We start from the raw sequence: 16,916 nt of genomic DNA on the forward strand, positions 1-16,916 counted from the left end.
CTTCTATGCGACTCACGACGCATTTCAACCTATCGAATAGGATTTAATTAGCGGCCAATCGGTATGCGGTTAGCGGCCTCACCGGAATTGAGGTTCCGGTGAGGCCGCTACAACGCGCCGAAGGGGCTCTGCCAGGTTGGAGCGCAGGGCACCGAGCGGCACAATCGGTCTGGAGCGGGATCAGGGGATGGCGCTGAGGACTGGCGCGACCAGGGCCATTCCGATGACTCCCGGTCAGGCGCCTAGCGATCCGATCCACCCGACGCCGGATGCTTCGCCAGGTTTACCCGTTCCAGCCCGAGGGCGGTGCCAAGATTCGCCAGAAGCGCCCTAGTCACTGAAGCGACCCCGCTGGCCTCAAGTCGGACAACAGCGCCCGCTAAATGACGATCCTTGGATAGATTTCAAGGTGCTAATCGAGGGAACGATGACAGGGGATACATATCCGGCATGGAGGCGAATACCGTGAAGCAGGTAAGGATTGAGAGCATCGCTGAGCTGCTATCCGCGTTCCGGCCTGCGGCTCTCGCGGAGGACGTCGATCGATTGGTTGCCGCGCTGGCCTCCAAGTCTGACAGCGTCGTCGAAGTTACCTTCCCGTCAGCCAAGGATGTGCTTGATATCTACAGGCACAGATACGACTCGCTCGACGAAGTTCGGGAGTTGCGAGTTGGATGGGAGATCTTCTTTCCCGCCCTCGAAGATTCGGATGGCCGAGTAGGATTGCTTTCTGTGAGGGCTGGCGAGCTGGGCGCGATCGTTCTTGTTAACGAAAGCGTGGATCTTGTATTGGCGGCTTTGATTAGACGGCCAGTATGACGAGTTCTCCCAGTGACACTGGAAAACCCGGTTGCGGTGCGACTCCCGAACCCGCAACCAGAATTGGCCCTCAGCGGTCGAGGCGGGGTGAGCTGAAGTGATTTGTGGAGCAGAAAAGGGTTACGGCTTCGACCACTTGTGAGGATGGCCGCGCCACCGGCAGATCGTGGCGTGCATCGCCCGTCGCGGCACAGAAGCCCCCTCACCTTCGTCGGTATCGCCGGCACCCTCATCCGCCACCGCAGGACCCAGTGACTGTGTTCACTCACCACCGAAGCAGCCGGGCCGCCAAAGGCCAACGGCAGTGGTTGGCTGGCGACATGAGCGGTGAGCACGGTGATCATCTGGAGCTGATCGCCCGATGGGTGGGTGGCAAGATCGTGGACGGCAAGGTGGGCATCAGAGTTCGAGGCGGGCCGTTCCACGGTCGCACCCGGATCGTGATGCTGGACGAGTCCGGTCAGCCGCCGACACGGCAACGCGCGCTTGGCTCGCGAAGGCACCCGCTGACCGATGTGTGGCACGTCTACGAGCTCACATTCGCTCCCGACACACCCACGAGATGGTCGTACGACTACGCCGGAACCGAGCCCTGCAACGCCACGCGGTAGCCAGCAGGCCAACTGACGACGACGGCCCGCGGATCGACCCCCGGCGGGATGAGGCGACGTACTTGCCGTTCCTGGAGTCCCTTGGTGTGGAGACGGGTCAATCGTGATGATCAGCACTGAAGATCACGCCAGATCACAACGGATACTGGCGTCATGACTGATCAGCGCGAGGTTTCCATCGTTCGTCGGCCGGGCCGGGCTCTTTCCGCCGAGGACGGGCTTGACTCGTTGCTGGCTGCCTATCACCTCCAAACGGAGGCCGAGAAAAGGACGCCCGTTGCCGATGTGGACGGGTTGCCGGAGCGCTACCGAGCGGAGATCTCGGACCCGCGCATCGCGTTCGCCGACGATGTCGTGCTGGTGGCTCTCAGCGGGAGCACCGCGGTGGGCTGTCTGGTGGTGACCGCGCCCGTCGACGGGCGGTCGGAGGTCAAGCGGCTCTGGACGGATCCGGCTTACCGGGGCCGGGGCATCGCGTCCGAGCTGCTCGGTGGCGCGCTCGCGCAGGCCGCGGAAAGTGGCGCGAGCGCCGTGCGGCTGTCCGTGTGGAAGTGGCGGACCGGGGCCATCGCCCTGTACGAACGGTTCGGCTTCGCCGTCACCGAGTCATGGGACGACCGGGGTCAACTGGTCTGCATGGAACGGGCCGTGTGAGTGCTGCTGCCGTACGACGTCCAGCTCGCACCACACCGCCTTGCCGACGGTCAGCTCGTGCACGCCCCAGCGGTCGGCGATCTGACTGACGATCAGCAGTCCACGGCCGAACATGTCGTCCTCGGTCGCCTCCCGCAGGTTCGGGCGTAACTCGCCCTTCGGGTCGGACACCGCGATGCGTACGACGCGTTCGGTGAGGGTGAGTTCGACGCGGAACAAGCGGTCCCGCAGACAGCCGTGCAGCACGGCGTTGCCGCCCAGCTCCGAGACCAACAGGGCTGTGTCCGCGGCGAGTTCGGGGTGGCCCCACTCCGCGAGGAGACGGTGCGCCCGGTGCCGGGCGAGGGTGACGCTCTTGGGCAACGGGGTGTAGTCGAGGCGGTCGTACTGGAGCGGGACCTCGGACATATCGCGGACCTCCGGGCAGGGGCGAGCTACGCCGTGGGTCAAGTGGCGCCGCTCTGCGATCAGTTCGTGACCGACGGTAGAGGCAGCTCTGCATCTTATGCAAGTAACTCTCGGAGGAATTCCCCCGAAGGGTGTTTGCTATGCCTCGCGGCGCCGCGCCAGACTGATCACACGCACACGCCTGAAGGGGTACCTACGTGACACCGCCGACGCAGGGCCACAGCACATCGACCGTCCTGGGACGCCGACTCGGTGGCGAACTCACCAAATTGCGCACGGCGGCCGGCCTGAACCAAACCCAGGCGGGCAAGGCCCTCACCGCGTCCACGACCAAGGTCGCGAAGATGGAGGGTGGTTGGGTTCCCATGCGCGACCCCGACCTTCGGGCGCTGTGTGAGTTGTACGGCGTCCGCGACCCGGGTGTCGTCGGCGGGCTCCTCGAACTGGCCAGGATCGACCGCGAACGCCGTAAGGCGAAGGGGTGGTGGGACGACTTCGCCATCCCGGGTGTCATGCAGGAGTACGTCGCGCTGGAGAGCGCCGCTACGGCCATCAAGGCGTGGCAACCGGCGTTCGTGCCGGGACTGCTCCAAACCTCCGAGTACGTACGGGCGTTGAGAGAAACCCCCGCGGCCGCGGTGACCAAGAGCCCCGTGTCGGACGACGAGTTCATCGCGGCTCGCCTCGCCCGTCAGCGCCGACTGCTTCAGGACCCGCCGCTGACGCTACGAGTGGTGATTTACGAAGCGGTCCTCCGCAACTTCCCCGGGGGAGCGGCGACAGCCAGAGTTCAACTCGAAGAGTTGGTGCGAGCGGCCGACCTACCGAGCGTCAGCCTCCGGATCTTCCCCTTCACCGCTGGCACGCACGCGGGCCTCAACGGCTCGTTCAACATCATCTCGTTCGCCGAACCGGGCGCCATGGACGTCGTATACGTGGAAGCGCCCTTCGCCGAGCGTTGGGTGGAAGGCGGAGAAGCCGCCGCAGCCTACGATGACCTGTTTGAGAGGATCACCGAATGCTCCCTGGACGAGCGGGAGTCGGTGTCGTTGCTCGACAAGCTATGCAAGGAACTTTGAGCCGTGCCTGAATTCGCGTACTGCAAGTCCAGCTACAGCAACGACGCAGCCGAGTGCGTCGAGATAGCCACCAACATCCCCACGACCGTCGCCGTACGCGACTCCAAGACCCCCAACGGCCCCTCCCTCCACCTCCACCCCACCACCTGGACGTTCTTCAAAGCTGCCCTCCAGGAGTAGCTTCGCCCGCCAGGTCGATTGACGCGGCACAGGTTCCCGTTTGAGTGAATCCCGGCGGGAATCACGTGGCGTCACCGAGGTGGCATGGCGTTTTCAGTGATCGTTTGTGGCGTTGAACCGACCGGCGCGTCTGTTTTTCGGCGCGTCCTCCAGAGATCCTTGGGAGTAGTCATGCGTATGCGTTCCGCCCTGACCACGTCCGTCCTCGCCGTGGGCATCCTGCTCGGCGGCGCCGGTGCCGCTCTCGCCCACGGCGACGACAACGGGGTTGTCCAGGGCACCGGTTCCCAGGGCTCCGGGCACACCGACACCACCATGTTCGCCGGGGTCATCGACCACGTCGGTCCCGTCTACTCCTCGACCAGCAAGACCGACCACGAGTGGGACCGCGGGACGTTCCAGGGCATCTTCGGTTACTGACACGTCCACCCGGCGCCGGACCGGGTAGCGCACCGGGCCATGCGTGACGGTGTGAAGGGGGCGGCCGACCTGTGTCGGTCGCCCCCTTTTTCGTTGCCCGCCCTCACGTCGGCCGGGGCGCCCGGGCTCAGCCCCCACCGAGAGAGGTCAGCGGCCGCGCCTCCCGCGCCTCCTTCAACGCCCGGCCCCACCAAACGAGTTGGTCCAGCATCGTCTTCGCCGCCGCGTCCGGGGCCGAGGGGTCCTTGAGGCGGCCGCGGTCGTCGAAGCTCGCGCCCGCGTTGTGGAAGGAGACGGTGTCGCGGACCGTGACGGCGTGGAGTTCGGCGAAGACCTGGCGCAGGTGTTCCACCGCGCGCAGGCCGCCCGCGAGGCCGCCGTAGGAGACCAGGGCGACGGGTTTGGCGCGCCACTCGGTGAAGTGCCAGTCGATCAGGTTCTTGAGGCCGGCGGGGAAGGAGTGGTTGTACTCGGGGGTGAGGACGACGAAGGCGTCGGCCGAGGACAGTTTCGGGGTGATGCCGGCGAGTGCGGCGGTCGCTTCCGGGGTCGGGGCGAGGGTCGTGGGCAGGTGGCCGGTGTCGGCGACGTCGACCACCTGGAGGGTGAGGTCGGCGCGGTCGTCGACGTGGGTGAGGAGCCAGTCGGCGACGACCGGGCCGAAGCGGCCGTGCCGGTTGCTGCCGATGACGACGGTGACCGCGAGAGGAGCAGTGTCGGTGTCCATGCGGGGCAGCCTGGTACCTCAACCATTCTTGAGGTCAAGCTCGGCCGGTCGCGTTGTCGTTGTCGTTGTCGTGCTGTCGCCAGGGGCTCCGGTCACCCGTTCACACGCGCGGCCCGCACTCTTCGGGTTCTTCTCCGGGAGCGGTCCGTCGTACCCCTATGACCTGCTGAAACGGCGGCGGGACGGGGCGCGGGCGCGGGTCCCTGACACCCATTCACCACATTTCTGACGCTCGCTCAGGAAGCGGGCCCGGCCCGGTGCCACTTACCTCGGAAGGGCAGCCAACCACAGCTCGGAGGAGCACCGATGCGACGTACCGCCCGTCTGCTGACCGGCACCGCGCTCGCCGTCGCCGCCGCGGGTCTCGCGACCGCACCGGCGTACGGCGGCGAGAGGGGCAGCCTGGAGGTGTTCCCGTCGAGTGCCGTGCCGGGCGGCGACGTCACGGTGAACACGGCGGCGTGCGGTGACGACGGTACGGCCGCCGGTGATGCCAGCGCGGTGGGCGCCGGCACGTTCACGCTGGCGCCGAGTGCGCACGAGGGCGATGCGATCGGGCAGTTCAAGGTGCCGCCGAGCGCGCAGCCGGGGACGTACGAGATCGTCGCGAAGTGCACGGACGGCCGGCAGGTCAGCGGCGATCTGATGGTGACGCTGGCCTCGATGCGGCAGCAGGTGCAGCCGCGCGGAAGTGTGAAGACGGGGGTCGGCGGCGCCTTGGGCCCCGACCCCGTGCAGACCGCGGCCGGTGTGGCGGCTCTCGCCGTCGCCGCCGCGGGCGGTACCTGGCTCCTGCATCGCCGGGCGAGAGGCGACAGGATCTGACGGACACCCTCCGCTGTCCGTCCGCCGGTACCGCAAGTCCCCTCCCCCTCCGGGTCCGACGCCCCTCGTGGCCCGGAGGGGGGCGCGGGGCCAGTTACTGGAGAGGGGTTGATTCCTCATGCGCCGTCGTGGATACGGCAATACCGCGATAGGGGTCGTCACCGTGGTCTCCCTGTGCGCGGGCGCGTGGCTGCTGACCGACGGCGGCGGGACGAACGCGCCGCCGCAGCCCTCCGCCGCCGAGGCCCGGCCCGACCCGGCCGCCGGGCGCGTCGCGGCCCGTGCGCTGCCGCCGTCGCCGCCGGACCGCATCCGTATCCCGGCCATCCATGTGAACGCCCCGCTGATGGGCCTCAAGTTGACGAGCACCGGCAGCCTGGACGTGCCCCCGGCCGCGAAGAAGAACCTCGCCGGCTGGTACGAGGCCGGCACCACCCCCGGTGAGACCGGCACGGCGATCGTCGCAGGCCATGTCGACAACGCCGACGGGCCCGCCGTCTTCTACGACCTCGGCGCCCTGAAGAAGGGCAACACCATCGAGCTGGACCGGTTGGACGGCAGCGTCGCGCTGTTCACGGTGGACGCGGTCGAGGTGTACCGGGCGAGCCGCTTTCCCGATCAGAAGGTGTACGGGGCCGCGCGGCGGCCGGAGTTGAGGGTGATCACGTGCGGGGGCGGGTACTCGCGGTCGACGGGGTATCAGGGGAATGTGGTCGTGTTCGCGCACCTCAGCGGCAGCCGGTGACCAGGCCCCTTACCGGCCGCCTTCCAAGTAGCGGAGCACCGCCAGCACCCGCCGGTTTCCCGTCTCCGACGGGGGCAGGTCCAGCTTGGTGAAGATGTTCGCGACGTGCTTCTCCACGGCTCGTTCGGAGACCGTGAACGTGGTGGCGATCGCGTGGTTGGTGCGGCCCTCCGCCATCAGCGCGAGGACCTCGCGTTCGCGGGGCGTGAGGGTGTCGAGGGCGGTGGATCGGCGGGCGGCGCCGAAGAGTTGGGCGACCACCTCGGGGTCGAGTGCGGTGCCGCCGGCCGCGACGCGTTCCAGCGCGCCGACGAACTCGCCGATGTCCACGACCCGTTCCTTGAGGAGATACCCGAACCCGGCCGGGTTGCCGAGGAGTTGGGACGCGTGAGTCGTCTCGACGTACTGCGAGAACAGCAGCACACCGGTCGCGGGGTGCCGCTCCCGCAGTCGTACGGCCGCTCGTACGCCCTCGTCGGTCTGGGTGGGCGGGAGGCGGATGTCGACGACGGCGACGTCCGGGGCGTGGGCCGCGACCGCGGCCAGCAGGGACTCCGCGTCGCCGACCGCCGCGGCCACCTCCACGTCCCGTAGCCGGAGCAACTGGACCAGGCCGTCGCGCAGGAGGGCCGAGTCCTCGGCGATGACGACGCGCATGCCGCTCCGATCTGGTCCGCTCAGGTCCGCTCAGGTGGGGGGTCACGTGGGGGGCACGTATGGGGCAGTTCGACCGTGACCACCGTAGGGCCTCCGTGCGGGCTGTCGCAGGTCAGTGTGCCGTCGACCGTGCGGACCCGGGCCAGGAGGCCGGTCAGGCCGGAGCCCGCGCCGATCGTCGCGCCGCCCTGGCCGTCGTCGGTGACGCGCAGGCGCAGGCGTCCGTCGCGGGCCGTCACCTCGACCGCGGCGGCCGTGGCGCGCGCGTGTTTCGTGGCGTTGGCGAGGAGTTCGGCGGCGCAGAAGTAGGCGATGGTCTCGACGGCCGGGGTGGGGCGGGTGCCGATGTCGGTGGTGAGGGTGACGGGGAGCGCGCTGTCGGCGGCGAGGGTGGTGAGGGCGGCGTGCAGACCCTCGTCGAGTACGGGGGGATGGATGCCCTTGACGAGATGGCGCAGGTCGGTGATGGCCTGGGTGGCGTTGCCCCGGGCGGTGTCGACGACGGCGAGGACGCGGTCGGGTTCGGCGCCGGCGGTGACCAGTTCGCGGATCGCGGTGAGGTGCATGGCGAGGGCGACCAGGCGGGCCTGGGTGCCGTCGTGCAGGTCGCGTTCGATACGGCGGAGGGTCAGCGCGGCGTCGTCGACGGCTCGGGCGCGGGTCTCCTCCAGGGTGCGGATGCGGCGGGTCACGGCGTCGGGGCCGAGCAGCACGGTCAACAGGGCGCGGTGGGGGCCGAGGGCGTAACGGAGGAGGAGGGGTGCGACGGCCAGCAACAGCAATCCGGCTGTGAACGGAATCAACCAGCTTGGCCAGGAATCGAGTTGGTAACCGAAGAACTCCAGTGACACATGGTGCGCCGGGTCGCCGGTGGTGTGAACCGTGGTGTAGTTCCAGCGCTTGAGCAGCGGGTGCAGTGTGAACAGGGCGCCGTAGACGTATCCGATGACGACGGCGGCGTACGCGAAAACAGCTGTGAACGGTGTCAACAGCGCGCAGCCGACGGCCCGCCAGCCGGCCCGGTCGAGCAGGACCCCCCGCCGCCATCCGAGCACCCCGCTGCCACCGCCCTCCCCCGCGCTCGGCCCGCCCGGCTGCTCGATCTCCAGTCCGAGCAGCCGCCGCGCGAGCCCTCGCTGCACCGCGCCCAGCGCCAGCGCGCCCCGCACGGTGACGGCCAGCAGCCACAGCCCCAGCGTGGTCACCGACAGCGCCCCGCCGAACACCAGCCCGACGAGCGTGAGGAAGAAGCCGACGAGGGCGAGCGGGAGGGCGAGCACGCCGTAGAGGACGGCGGCCAGGGCGGGGCGGCCGAAGGTGGCGGTGACGCGGGGGCGGAGGCGGGAGCGGAGGCTCGGCATGGGATCAACCTAGGAGAGCAGCGACCTGGCGACACGGACCTGCACGGCGGTCAGGCCCCGGACCACCCACGGCATCAGCAGCAGAAACCCGATGCCGCCGAGAACGGCGTGGAAGGCCCAGGCGCCGGCGAAGGTCGGGCCGCCCCAGGCACTGGAGTAGTCGTCGCCCGCGCGCAGCGGCCAGCCGATGTTCATGGGGACGATCGCCCACCCGTAGAGCGTGATGAACGCGGTGAGGAGGTTGAGCGGGGTGGCGAGGAGCGCGTGGGGCAGGCCGCCGACGCGTGCGGTGCCCGGGATCTCCGTACCCAGGAAGCGGCGGACGAGCCCGCGCTGCCAGCGGGCCGTGGGGGCGCCGAGGAGCGCGAGCGGGATGCAGGCCAGGGCGACCGGGAGGGCGAGGAGGGCGTAGGCGGTGCGGCGCCAGGTGGTGGGGGTGAAGGGTTCGCGCGCGAGTCGCCGGGCGGCGAGTACGGGCGCCGGGTCCGGGGCGGTGGGCCGGGTGGGCAGGTCGCGGGTGGTGGTCATGGTGCATCCCCCTGCACATGGGTCGGCGCAGCCCGTGTGAACTGCTGTGAACCGATGTCTCCAGCGTTCCGCCACCGCCCGCTGTACACGATGGTGCCTGCACGGAAGCGCGGGGTTCGGTTAACCGAACCCCGCCTGGACCGGCCCGGCCCCGCCCCCGCCTCACACCCCACCCCCGGCGCGCACCCAGAACCCTCACACCCCCCGCGCGCTCCCGCTGAGGGCAGCGTTCCTCGCGGGAAACAGGTGGGATGCGGTCGGGTAACACCGGCGTCGCAGGCTCCTGGGCATGACCTCGAATCCGCGTGTGGTGCCCACCATCGTGCTGGTCGGCCATGGCATGGTCGGTCAGCGCTTCCTCGAAGCGCTCGCCGAGCGCGGCCTGACCGCCACGCACCGTGTGGTCGTGCTGTGCGAGGAGCCGCGTCCGGCGTACGACCGCGTCCAGCTCACCTCGTACTTCTCGGGCCGCACGCCCGAGGAACTCTCGCTCACGGACGCGGAGTTCATCACCGACCACGGGATCGAGCTGCGCGTCGGCGACCCCGCGGAGACCATCGACCGGGCAACCAGGACGGTAGTCGCCCGCTCTGGATTCTCGGTGGAGTACGACACCCTCGTCCTCGCCACCGGCTCGTACCCGTTCGTGCCGCCGGTCCCGGGCAAGGACGCCGAAGGCTGTTTCGTCTACCGCACGATCGACGACCTGCTCGCGATCGAGGAGTACGTGAAGTCGCGGGCGACGACCGGTGCCGTGGTCGGCGGTGGGCTGCTCGGTCTGGAGGCCGCCGGTGCGCTCAAGGGGCTCGAACTGGCCACGCACATCGTGGAGTTCGCGCCCCGGCTGATGCCGGTACAGGTCGACGAGGGCGGTGGCGCGGCCCTGCTGCGCACCATCGAGGAGATGGGTCTGACGGTCCACACGGGGACCGGTACGCAGGAGATCCTGGCCGGCCCGGACGGCGCGGTCACCGGCATGAAGCTGTCCGACGGTTCCGAACTCGCCACGGACATGGTGGTGTTCAGCGCCGGTGTCCGCCCTCGCGACCAACTCGCCCGGGAATCGGGGCTGTCGGTCGGTGAGCGCGGCGGCATCGCGGTCGACGAGCAGTGCCGTACGGTCACCGACCCGCAGGTGTTCGCGATCGGCGAGTGCGCGCTGGCGGCGGACGGCCGGGTGTACGGCCTGGTGGCCCCGGGCTATGAACAGGCCGAGACGGCCGCCGCGACCATCGCCCAGGACGAATCGGCGTTCACCGGCGCGGACTTGTCGACCAAGCTGAAGCTGCTCGGCGTGGACGTGGCGTCCTTCGGTGACGCGCACGGCGCCACCGCGGACTGCCTCGACGTCGTCTACTCGGACGCACGGGCGGGGACGTACAAGAAGCTGGTGATCGGGCGCGGCGGTGAGCTGCTGGGCGGCATCCTGGTCGGCGACGCGGACGCGTACGGCACGCTGCGCGCGTTCACCGGGTCCGTACCGCCGGTCTCCCCCGAGCAGTTGGTGCTGCCGGCCGGTTCCGGGGGCGCCGTCCAGCTCGGTCCGTCCGCGCTCCCCGACGCGGCCGTCATCTGCTCCTGCCACAACGTCACCAAGGGTGCGATCCGCAGCGCGGTGACGGACCACTCCTGCACGAGCGTGCCGGAGGTGAAGAAGTGCACCAAGGCCGGTACGGGCTGCGGGAGTTGCGTCAAGGTGCTCGGCCAACTGGTCACCTCCGAACTGGAGGCGAACGGCGTCGAGGTCGACAAGGGCCTGTGCGGCTGCTTCGCGCAGACCCGCGAGGAGTTGTACGAGATCGCCCTCGCGCTGCGGATCAACTCCTACCAGGATCTGCTGGACCGCTACGGCCGTGAGGGCGCCCGGGGCGGCGACGGCTGCGAGACCTGCAAGCCGACGGTCGCCTCGATCATCGCGTCCCTCGCCCCGACGATCGGTGCGAGCGGCTATGTCCTGGACGGCGAGCAGGCGGCCCTCCAGGACAGCAACGACCACTTCCTCGCCAACCTCCAGAAGAACGGCTCCTATTCGATCGTGCCGCGCATCCCCGGTGGCGAGATCACCCCGGAGAAGCTGATCATGATCGGCGAGGTGGCCCGGGACTTCGGCCTCTACACGAAGATCACCGGCGGCCAGCGCATCGACCTCTTCGGCGCGCGGGTCGAGCAACTCCCGCTGATCTGGGCGCGGTTGGTGGACGCCGGCTTCGAGTCGGGTCACGCGTACGGAAAGGCGCTGCGCACCGTCAAGTCCTGTGTGGGGCAGACCTGGTGCCGCTACGGCGTCCAGGACTCGGTGCGGATGGCGATCGACCTGGAGCTGCGCTACCGGGGCCTGCGCTCGCCGCACAAGCTCAAGTCGGCGGTCTCCGGCTGCGCCCGCGAGTGTGCCGAGGCCCAGTCGAAGGACTTCGGGATCATCGCCACCGCCAACGGCTGGAACCTGTACGTCGGCGGCAACGGCGGCGCGACCCCGCGCCACGCGGACCTGCTGGCGAAGGACCTGTCCGATGCCGAACTGGTGCGTCTGATCGACCGGTTCCTCATGTTCTACATCCGTACGGCCGACCGGCTGGAGCGCACGAGCGTGTGGCTGGAGCGGATTCCGGGCGGCCTCGACCATGTGCGGGACGTGGTCGTCAGGGACTCGCTCGGTATCTGCGCGGAGCTGGAGTCGTTGATGGCCGCGCATGTCGCCGGGTACCGCGACGAGTGGGCCGAGACCATCAACGACCCCGAGAAACTGGACCGGTTCGTGTCCTTCGTGAACGCGCCCGACACCCCCGACCCGGTCGTCGGCTTCGTCGCCGAGCGCGACCAGATCAAGCCCGACCTGCCCCTGCTGACCATCGGCATGCGGCCCCAGCAGCCCGCAGACGTCCTGGAAGGAAGCGCCCAGCGATGACCCTGGCTCCCGAGACGACCGACCTGAAAGTCCAACTCCAGTTGGCCGACGGCTGGTTCACGGTCTGCGACCTGAACCGGCTCACCCCCGGCCGCGGGGTGGCGGCCCTGCTGCCGGACGGCCGCCAGGTCGCCCTGTTCCGCGACCGCGCCGGCACCCTCTACGGCATCGACAACCGCGACCCCTTCAACGGCGCGGCCGTCCTCTCCCGCGGCCTGACCGGCACCCACCAGGGCCGCCCGTTCGTCGCCTCGCCGCTGCTCAAGCAGCGGTTCGACCTGATCTCCGGGGAGTGCCTGGACGACGCGTCGGTGCGGGTGGAGACGTACGAGGTGCGGGCGGGGTGACGCGCGGCTCCCCCACTCACCGCATCCGGCGCGAGCGCACCGCTGTCGTCAGGGCCGCGGTGCTCAACACGGCCGTGGCCAGCAGGTAGTAGCCCGGCGACACCGGCGAACCGGTCGTCTCGATCAGGGCCGCGGCGATCGTCGGTGTGAAGCCGCCGAAGAGCGCGACCGTGGTGTTGTAGCTGAAGGACAGGCCGGTCGCACGGGCCCGGGTCGGGAACACGTCGGCCATCACCGACGGCAGCGTGCCGAAGTACACCGCCTTGAGCAGGGCCAGGATCGTGGTGCACAGCGCGAGGGTGAGGAAGGACGGCGAGGCGTTCAGCCACAGGAAGAGAGGCACCACGCTCACGCCGATCAGCAGCGCGGCCGGGATCATGATGCGCAGCCTGCCGTGCCGGTCGCCCAGCAGCCCCACGAGCGGGGTGACGAAGGTCAGGACGGCTCCGGCGATGAGCAGCGCGGTGAACGACAGCGAGGCGTCCAGGCCCAGTTGGCCGATGCCGTACGTCGGCAGGTACTGGAGCATGAAGTTGAGCGCCGTCGAGACGATCAGCGCACCGCCGGCGATCAGCAGCCCGCCCCAGTGGTGCCGGAAGACCGACACGATCGGGGACGGCGTCGGGGCGGCCGACTTCAACTCCGGTGCCAGCGCGGGGGATTCGTCCATGTAACGGCGTACGAAATAGCCCACCGGACCGATCAGCAGGCCGAACGCGAACGGCACGCGCCAGCCCCACGACGTCATCTGGGCGTCGGACAGCAGAGCCGTGAGAGCCGCCGCGAACCCTGCCGCCATGAGGGTGGACAGGCCCTGGCTGGCGAACTGGAAGCTGCCGAGGAAGCTCTTGCGCCGCTCGTCGTGCTCGACCAGGAAGGACGTCGCCGCCCCGAACTCGCCCCCGGCCGCGAACCCTTGGATCAGTCGCGCGAGCACGATCCCCAGGGTCGACGCGATCCCGAGGGTCCCGTAACCGGGCATCACGGCGAGCAGCAGCGTGCCGAGCACCATCAGCCGGATCGACAACACCAGTGCTTTCTTACGGCCGTTGCGGTCCGCGTACGCGCCGAGCAGCAGCCCGCCCAGTGGTCGTATCAGATAGGTCACGCCGAACACGGCGTAGGCCTGCACCAGTTGGACGCCGGGGTTGCCGCCGGGGAAGAACGTGCGGCCGATGTAGGACGCCATCAGCGCGTACAGGGCGAGGTCGAAGAATTCGAGGGCGTTGCCGATGGTGGCCGCCGCGATGGCACGTCGTGCGCTGGGGCGGCTCGGTGCCGAGGTGTCGTCGGGGTGGGTGGACTGGACGGGCTGGGGGGACGGAGCGGTCATCGGGGGTCCTTCCGGCGAGGGTTGGGGAGGGGTGTGCCGGACGGGGCGCGGGTGCCGAGACTCGGGGACTATCGGGGCTGTACGGGGAGCGGCCGGTCCGCCGGTGGACGGCCCAGCGCGTGGAACAGGCCGGTCGCCAGGACCAGGCCCTCGCGGGCGATCGAGGCCAACAGGTGCTCGTCGGGGGCGTGTTGGAGACAGCCGGGGTAGGAGTGGGGCAGCCAGAGGGTCGGCAGGCCGAGGACGTCGGTGAAGACCGCGTTGGGCAACGAGCCGCCGATGTTGGGCAGGACGGCGACCGGGCCGTCCGTGACCTCCTCCAGCGTGGTCCGGGTCCAGCGCACCCACGGGTCGTCGAGCGGGGTGCGGCTCGCGGCGAAGCTGCCGAGCACCCGGACGTCGACCATGGGGTACCCGTGCGCGGCGAGGTGCCGGGCGACGGCCTCGGCGGCGGCAGCGGCGTCGGTGCCGACGACGTACCGCAGTTGGAGGACCGCGCGGGCGGTGCCCGGGATCGCGTTGACCGGCCGGTTGGCGTCGGCGGCGCCGAGGGCGAGAACTTCGAGGGTGTTCCAGGCGTAGAGCCGTTCGGCGGCGGTCAGTTCGGGCTCGCCCCAGCCCTCGTCCGGCACCGGGTCACCGGGCGAGGCGGCGACGGTGACGCCGGCGAGCGCCTCGCGGACCTCCCGCGGGATCGGGGGTGGCAGCAACTCCGGCACGCGGATACGGCCGTGGCCGTCGACGAGGGTGGCCACGGCGCCGGCGAGGGTGGTCGCGGGGTTGCGCAGCAGGCCGCCCCAGTTGCCGGAGTGGTAGGCGTCCGGCCTTAGCTCGGCGGTGAGTTGGAGCTGGAGTCCGCCGCGCGCGCCGAGGAACAGCGTGGGTGTCGTGGCGTCCAGGCGCGGTCCGTCCGAGGCGACGAGCACGTCGGCGCGCAGCAACTCCCGCTGCGCGGCGGCGAATTCGGCGAGTCCGGGGGATCCGATCTCCTCGGCGGACTCCAGCAGGAAGGTCAGGTTGAAGCCCAACTCGCCCTGGTCGGCGAGGAGGAGGCGCAGGGCGGTGAGGTTGACCAGGTGCTGGCCCTTGTTGTCGGCGGCGCCGCGTCCGTACCAGCGTTCGCCCTCGGCGGTCAGCGTCCACGGGTCGCGGCCCTCGCTCCACCGGCCCGCCTGGCCCTCGACGACGTCCGCGTGGCCGTAGACGAGCACGGTCGGCAGGTCGGGGGATTCGACTCGGGTGCCGACGATGAAGGGGCCGCCCGCCGGATCGGGGTTGTCATGGCGCGCGACCTCGCAGCCGAGGGCGGTCAGGGCGGGGGTCAGCACCTCGTCGAGGTATGCCTCAATGGCAAGGCGGCCCTCCGGTCGGGAACTCTCCGTGGCGTAGCCGACCATAGTGGCCAGCTCGGTGAAGAAGGCGCCGGAGTCGACGAACTCCTCGGCTTTTCGGGCCAGTTTCTCAGGGATCACGGGAAGATTTCTCCAGGGAGGGCGGCGGTCGGGCGGGCGGTGCGCTCTCGTCGTTCCAGCAGAGTAGGGCGGAATCCGGTGGGCGACCATTGCCGTTTGTGACGCGAAGCGTTCTACTTTCGGCAACGCGCTACGTGACCACGGGGGACCCCTATGCAGCTCCTGCCGGTGAACCTCGCCTACTTCCTGGAGGTCGCCCGCACCGGATCGGTGACCGAGGCGGCGGTCGCCCTGAACGTCGCGCCGTCGGCGATCAGCCGGCAGATCGCGAAGCTGGAGTCCGGCATCGGGGTCCCGCTGTTCACCCGGCATCCGCGCGGGATGACCCTGACCGAGGCGGGCTCCAGACTGCTGGCCCACGCCCGCCGCACCGAGACCGAATCGACCACGCTGCTGGAGGAGTTGAGGACGGGGCGGGGCGCGGAGGCGCGCAGTGTCGCCGTCGCCTGTTCGGAGGGGTTCGCGCGGCGGCTGGTGCCGCGCGCGATCGCCGACTTCCGGCGTGCCCACCCCGACGTGGCCTTCCGGGTGGACGTGGTCGCCCGGCAGGAGGCGACGCGCCGCGTGGTCGAGGGGCTCGCCGATGTCGCCGTGACCTACACGATGGGCCCGCAGCACGACGTCCGTGTCGAGTGCGCCGTCGTGGTCCCGGTGGCCGCGATCGTCCCCCTCGGTCACGAACTCGCCGGACGCGACCGCATCGGCCTCGCGGACCTGTGCGGCTACCCGCTCGCACTGGCCTCGCCGGGCACGAGTCAGCGTGAACTCTTCGACATCGGCGCCCAGTTGGAGGGGCTCACGGTCCGCCCCGCGCTGGTCTGCGACAGCCTAGGCCCGCAGTACGAGTTCGTACGATCCGGGGGCGGCCTCGCTCTCGTCGGAGACCTGGGTGACATCGGGCAGGACACCGCGACCGAGGGCGTGGCCTATGTCCGCGTCGATCACCCGGTGTTCCGGCAGCGCGAGGCGCAGGTGCAGACGGCGACGGGGCGACGGCCGTCCTGGTCGGCGACCCAGTTCACCGAACTGCTGGTGGGAGCGCTGCGGCGGGACCGGTGACTCCGGTGTACGCGGACGCGGGCATCGACCGGCTGATGTGCTTCCAGCAGGTGGGAACGATCCTGCACGAGCGGGTCATGGACAGCATCCGCCGGGTCGGTGAGCTGATCCCCGAGTTCGCGTAACCGGCGCGCTCCCTTTCCCGGACAGGCTTTCTTGACTGACCGTTCTCGTTAAATCTAGGCTGTCGGGCATGGCCAGGACCAAGGAGTTCGACCCCGAGGCCGCGCTGCGGGCAGCCCTGGAGCTGTTCTGGCGGCGCGGCTACGAGGCGACGTCGATGTCCGACCTCGTCGAGCACCTCGGCGTCGGGCGGGCCAGCATCTACGCGACCTTCGGCAACAAGCACGAGCTGTACCTGAAGGCGCTGGAGAGCTACGACCGCGCCGGACTCACCCCGATGGTCCGGGAGTTGTCCCAGCCGGGCCCCGCGCTGCCGCCCGTACGAGCGATCGTACGGCGGTACGCGACCGAGGCGGCGAACGAGCAACTACGGGCGCTGGGCTGCCTGGTGACCAACACGGCGGCCGAACTGGCCCCGCACGACGCGGCGGCGACCCGGCTGGTGGAGCGCAACTGGGACCAGTTGGAGGCCGTGTTGCGCTCGGCGCTGGTGCGGGCCCAGGCGCAGGGCGAGCTGCCCGCCGACCGCGATCCGCTCGCCCTCGCGCGCCTGCTGCTGGTGCTGATGCAGGGGCTGCGGGTGGTCGGCCGGGCGTCCGGGGACCCGGCGCGGGTGCGGGACGCGGCGGAGCAGGCGTTGACGCTGCTCGACTGAGGCTCCGG

At 69.9% G+C, this 16,916-nt stretch carries 20 protein-coding genes; 13 read left to right on the forward strand and 7 right to left on the reverse strand.

What is annotated here, in order from left to right; translation table 11 throughout:
* Positions 1-450 precede the first annotated feature (450 nt).
* The 3 genes from OG223_RS18005 (at position 451) to OG223_RS18015 (ending at position 2,084) form a co-directional block, all read left to right on the forward strand.
* Positions 451-819, forward strand: coding sequence for a hypothetical protein (locus tag OG223_RS18005; protein WP_329249300.1), 369 nt, complete (start codon positions 451-453; stop codon positions 817-819).
* Between the two features lie 320 nt (positions 820-1,139).
* On the forward strand, positions 1,140-1,430 hold the full coding sequence (locus tag OG223_RS18010; RefSeq protein WP_329249302.1) for a hypothetical protein: 291 nt from the start codon (positions 1,140-1,142) through the stop codon (positions 1,428-1,430).
* 153 nt (positions 1,431-1,583) lie between these two features.
* Positions 1,584-2,084: a GNAT family N-acetyltransferase gene (locus OG223_RS18015; RefSeq protein ID WP_329249305.1), complete on the forward strand. Its 501-nt coding sequence runs from the start codon at positions 1,584-1,586 to the stop codon at positions 2,082-2,084.
* Here OG223_RS18015 and OG223_RS18020 read toward each other — a convergent pair.
* Positions 2,037-2,492 (reverse strand): ATP-binding protein, encoded by a 456-nt coding sequence (locus tag OG223_RS18020; RefSeq protein ID WP_329249308.1) that lies wholly within the window; start codon positions 2,490-2,492, stop codon positions 2,037-2,039. The two genes, OG223_RS18015 and OG223_RS18020, sit on opposite strands and share 48 nt — an antisense overlap.
* A gap of 197 nt (positions 2,493-2,689) precedes the next feature.
* Here OG223_RS18020 and OG223_RS18025 point away from each other — a divergent pair, with 197 nt between their 5' ends.
* The 3 genes from OG223_RS18025 to OG223_RS18035 all read left to right on the forward strand — a co-directional run bounded on the left by OG223_RS18025 (position 2,690) and on the right by OG223_RS18035 (position 4,171).
* Positions 2,690-3,571, forward strand: a complete 882-nt coding sequence (locus OG223_RS18025) for a helix-turn-helix domain-containing protein (protein WP_329249312.1) — start codon at positions 2,690-2,692, stop codon at positions 3,569-3,571.
* A gap of 3 nt (positions 3,572-3,574) precedes the next feature.
* Positions 3,575-3,751 (forward strand): DUF397 domain-containing protein, encoded by a 177-nt coding sequence (locus tag OG223_RS18030; RefSeq protein ID WP_329249315.1) that lies wholly within the window; start codon positions 3,575-3,577, stop codon positions 3,749-3,751.
* Positions 3,752-3,922: 171 nt separating this feature from the next.
* Positions 3,923-4,171, forward strand: a complete 249-nt coding sequence (locus tag OG223_RS18035; RefSeq protein ID WP_329249318.1) for a hypothetical protein — start codon at positions 3,923-3,925, stop codon at positions 4,169-4,171.
* A gap of 127 nt (positions 4,172-4,298) precedes the next feature.
* On the opposite strand, the gene OG223_RS18040 is transcribed toward OG223_RS18035, so the two are convergent.
* On the reverse strand, positions 4,299-4,898 hold the full coding sequence (locus OG223_RS18040; protein WP_329249321.1) for an NADPH-dependent FMN reductase: 600 nt from the start codon (positions 4,896-4,898) through the stop codon (positions 4,299-4,301).
* A gap of 306 nt (positions 4,899-5,204) precedes the next feature.
* Between OG223_RS18040 and OG223_RS18045 the strand changes: the two genes are divergently transcribed.
* Positions 5,205-5,723 carry a hypothetical protein gene (locus OG223_RS18045; RefSeq protein WP_329249324.1) on the forward strand — a complete coding sequence of 173 codons (519 nt, stop codon included), beginning with the start codon at positions 5,205-5,207 and terminating at the stop codon, positions 5,721-5,723.
* Positions 5,724-5,841: 118 nt separating this feature from the next.
* Positions 5,842-6,468 (forward strand): class F sortase, encoded by a 627-nt coding sequence (locus OG223_RS18050; RefSeq protein WP_329249327.1) that lies wholly within the window; start codon positions 5,842-5,844, stop codon positions 6,466-6,468.
* Positions 6,469-6,477: 9 nt separating this feature from the next.
* Here the strand turns inward: OG223_RS18050 and OG223_RS18055 are convergent, their stop codons facing one another.
* From OG223_RS18055 to OG223_RS18065, 3 genes are read right to left on the reverse strand one after another with little or no spacing between them, the layout of a single operon-like run.
* Positions 6,478-7,125, reverse strand: coding sequence for a response regulator transcription factor (locus OG223_RS18055; protein ID WP_329249330.1), 648 nt, complete (start codon positions 7,123-7,125; stop codon positions 6,478-6,480).
* Between the two features lie 20 nt (positions 7,126-7,145).
* The gene (locus OG223_RS18060) at positions 7,146-8,486 is read right to left on the reverse strand and encodes a sensor histidine kinase (RefSeq protein WP_329249333.1); all 1,341 of its coding nucleotides are present in this window, start codon (positions 8,484-8,486) and stop codon (positions 7,146-7,148) included.
* A 9-nt stretch (positions 8,487-8,495) separates the two neighbouring features.
* Positions 8,496-9,014, reverse strand: coding sequence for a hypothetical protein (locus tag OG223_RS18065; protein ID WP_329249336.1), 519 nt, complete (start codon positions 9,012-9,014; stop codon positions 8,496-8,498).
* Positions 9,015-9,303: 289 nt separating this feature from the next.
* On the opposite strand from OG223_RS18065, the gene nirB reads away from it, so the two are divergent.
* Both nirB and nirD read left to right on the forward strand, forming a co-directional pair.
* Complete coding sequence (gene nirB, locus OG223_RS18070) at positions 9,304-11,919, forward strand: nitrite reductase large subunit NirB (protein ID WP_329249339.1); 2,616 nt, start codon at positions 9,304-9,306, stop codon at positions 11,917-11,919.
* Entirely contained in the window at positions 11,916-12,266 is a 351-nt protein-coding gene (gene nirD, locus OG223_RS18075; protein WP_329249342.1) for a nitrite reductase small subunit NirD, read from the forward strand. Before nirB ends, nirD begins: the two co-directional genes overlap by 4 nt.
* 16 nt (positions 12,267-12,282) lie before the next feature.
* Here the strand turns inward: nirD and OG223_RS18080 are convergent, their stop codons facing one another.
* Together OG223_RS18080 and OG223_RS18085 are read right to left on the reverse strand one after the other, a co-directional pair.
* Positions 12,283-13,599: an MFS transporter gene (locus tag OG223_RS18080; RefSeq protein ID WP_329249345.1), complete on the reverse strand. Its 1,317-nt coding sequence runs from the start codon at positions 13,597-13,599 to the stop codon at positions 12,283-12,285.
* A 68-nt stretch (positions 13,600-13,667) separates the two neighbouring features.
* Positions 13,668-15,071, reverse strand: a complete 1,404-nt coding sequence (locus OG223_RS18085; RefSeq protein WP_329249347.1) for a M20 family metallopeptidase — start codon at positions 15,069-15,071, stop codon at positions 13,668-13,670.
* A gap of 153 nt (positions 15,072-15,224) precedes the next feature.
* Between OG223_RS18085 and OG223_RS18090 the strand changes: the two genes are divergently transcribed.
* The 3 genes from OG223_RS18090 to OG223_RS18100 all read left to right on the forward strand — a co-directional run bounded on the left by OG223_RS18090 (position 15,225) and on the right by OG223_RS18100 (position 16,908).
* Positions 15,225-16,130 carry a LysR family transcriptional regulator gene (locus OG223_RS18090; protein ID WP_329249349.1) on the forward strand — a complete coding sequence of 302 codons (906 nt, stop codon included), beginning with the start codon at positions 15,225-15,227 and terminating at the stop codon, positions 16,128-16,130.
* The gene (locus OG223_RS18095; RefSeq protein WP_329249352.1) at positions 16,127-16,255 is read left to right on the forward strand and encodes a hypothetical protein; all 129 of its coding nucleotides are present in this window, start codon (positions 16,127-16,129) and stop codon (positions 16,253-16,255) included. The genes OG223_RS18090 and OG223_RS18095 overlap by 4 nt, the downstream gene beginning before the upstream one ends.
* A 68-nt stretch (positions 16,256-16,323) precedes the next feature.
* Positions 16,324-16,908, forward strand: coding sequence for a TetR/AcrR family transcriptional regulator (locus OG223_RS18100; protein ID WP_329249354.1), 585 nt, complete (start codon positions 16,324-16,326; stop codon positions 16,906-16,908).
* Positions 16,909-16,916: the final 8 nt, after the last annotated feature.

The sequence above is a fragment of the Streptomyces sp. NBC_01478 genome (genome assembly GCF_036227225.1).
Lineage (GTDB): Bacteria > Actinomycetota > Actinomycetes > Streptomycetales > Streptomycetaceae > Streptomyces.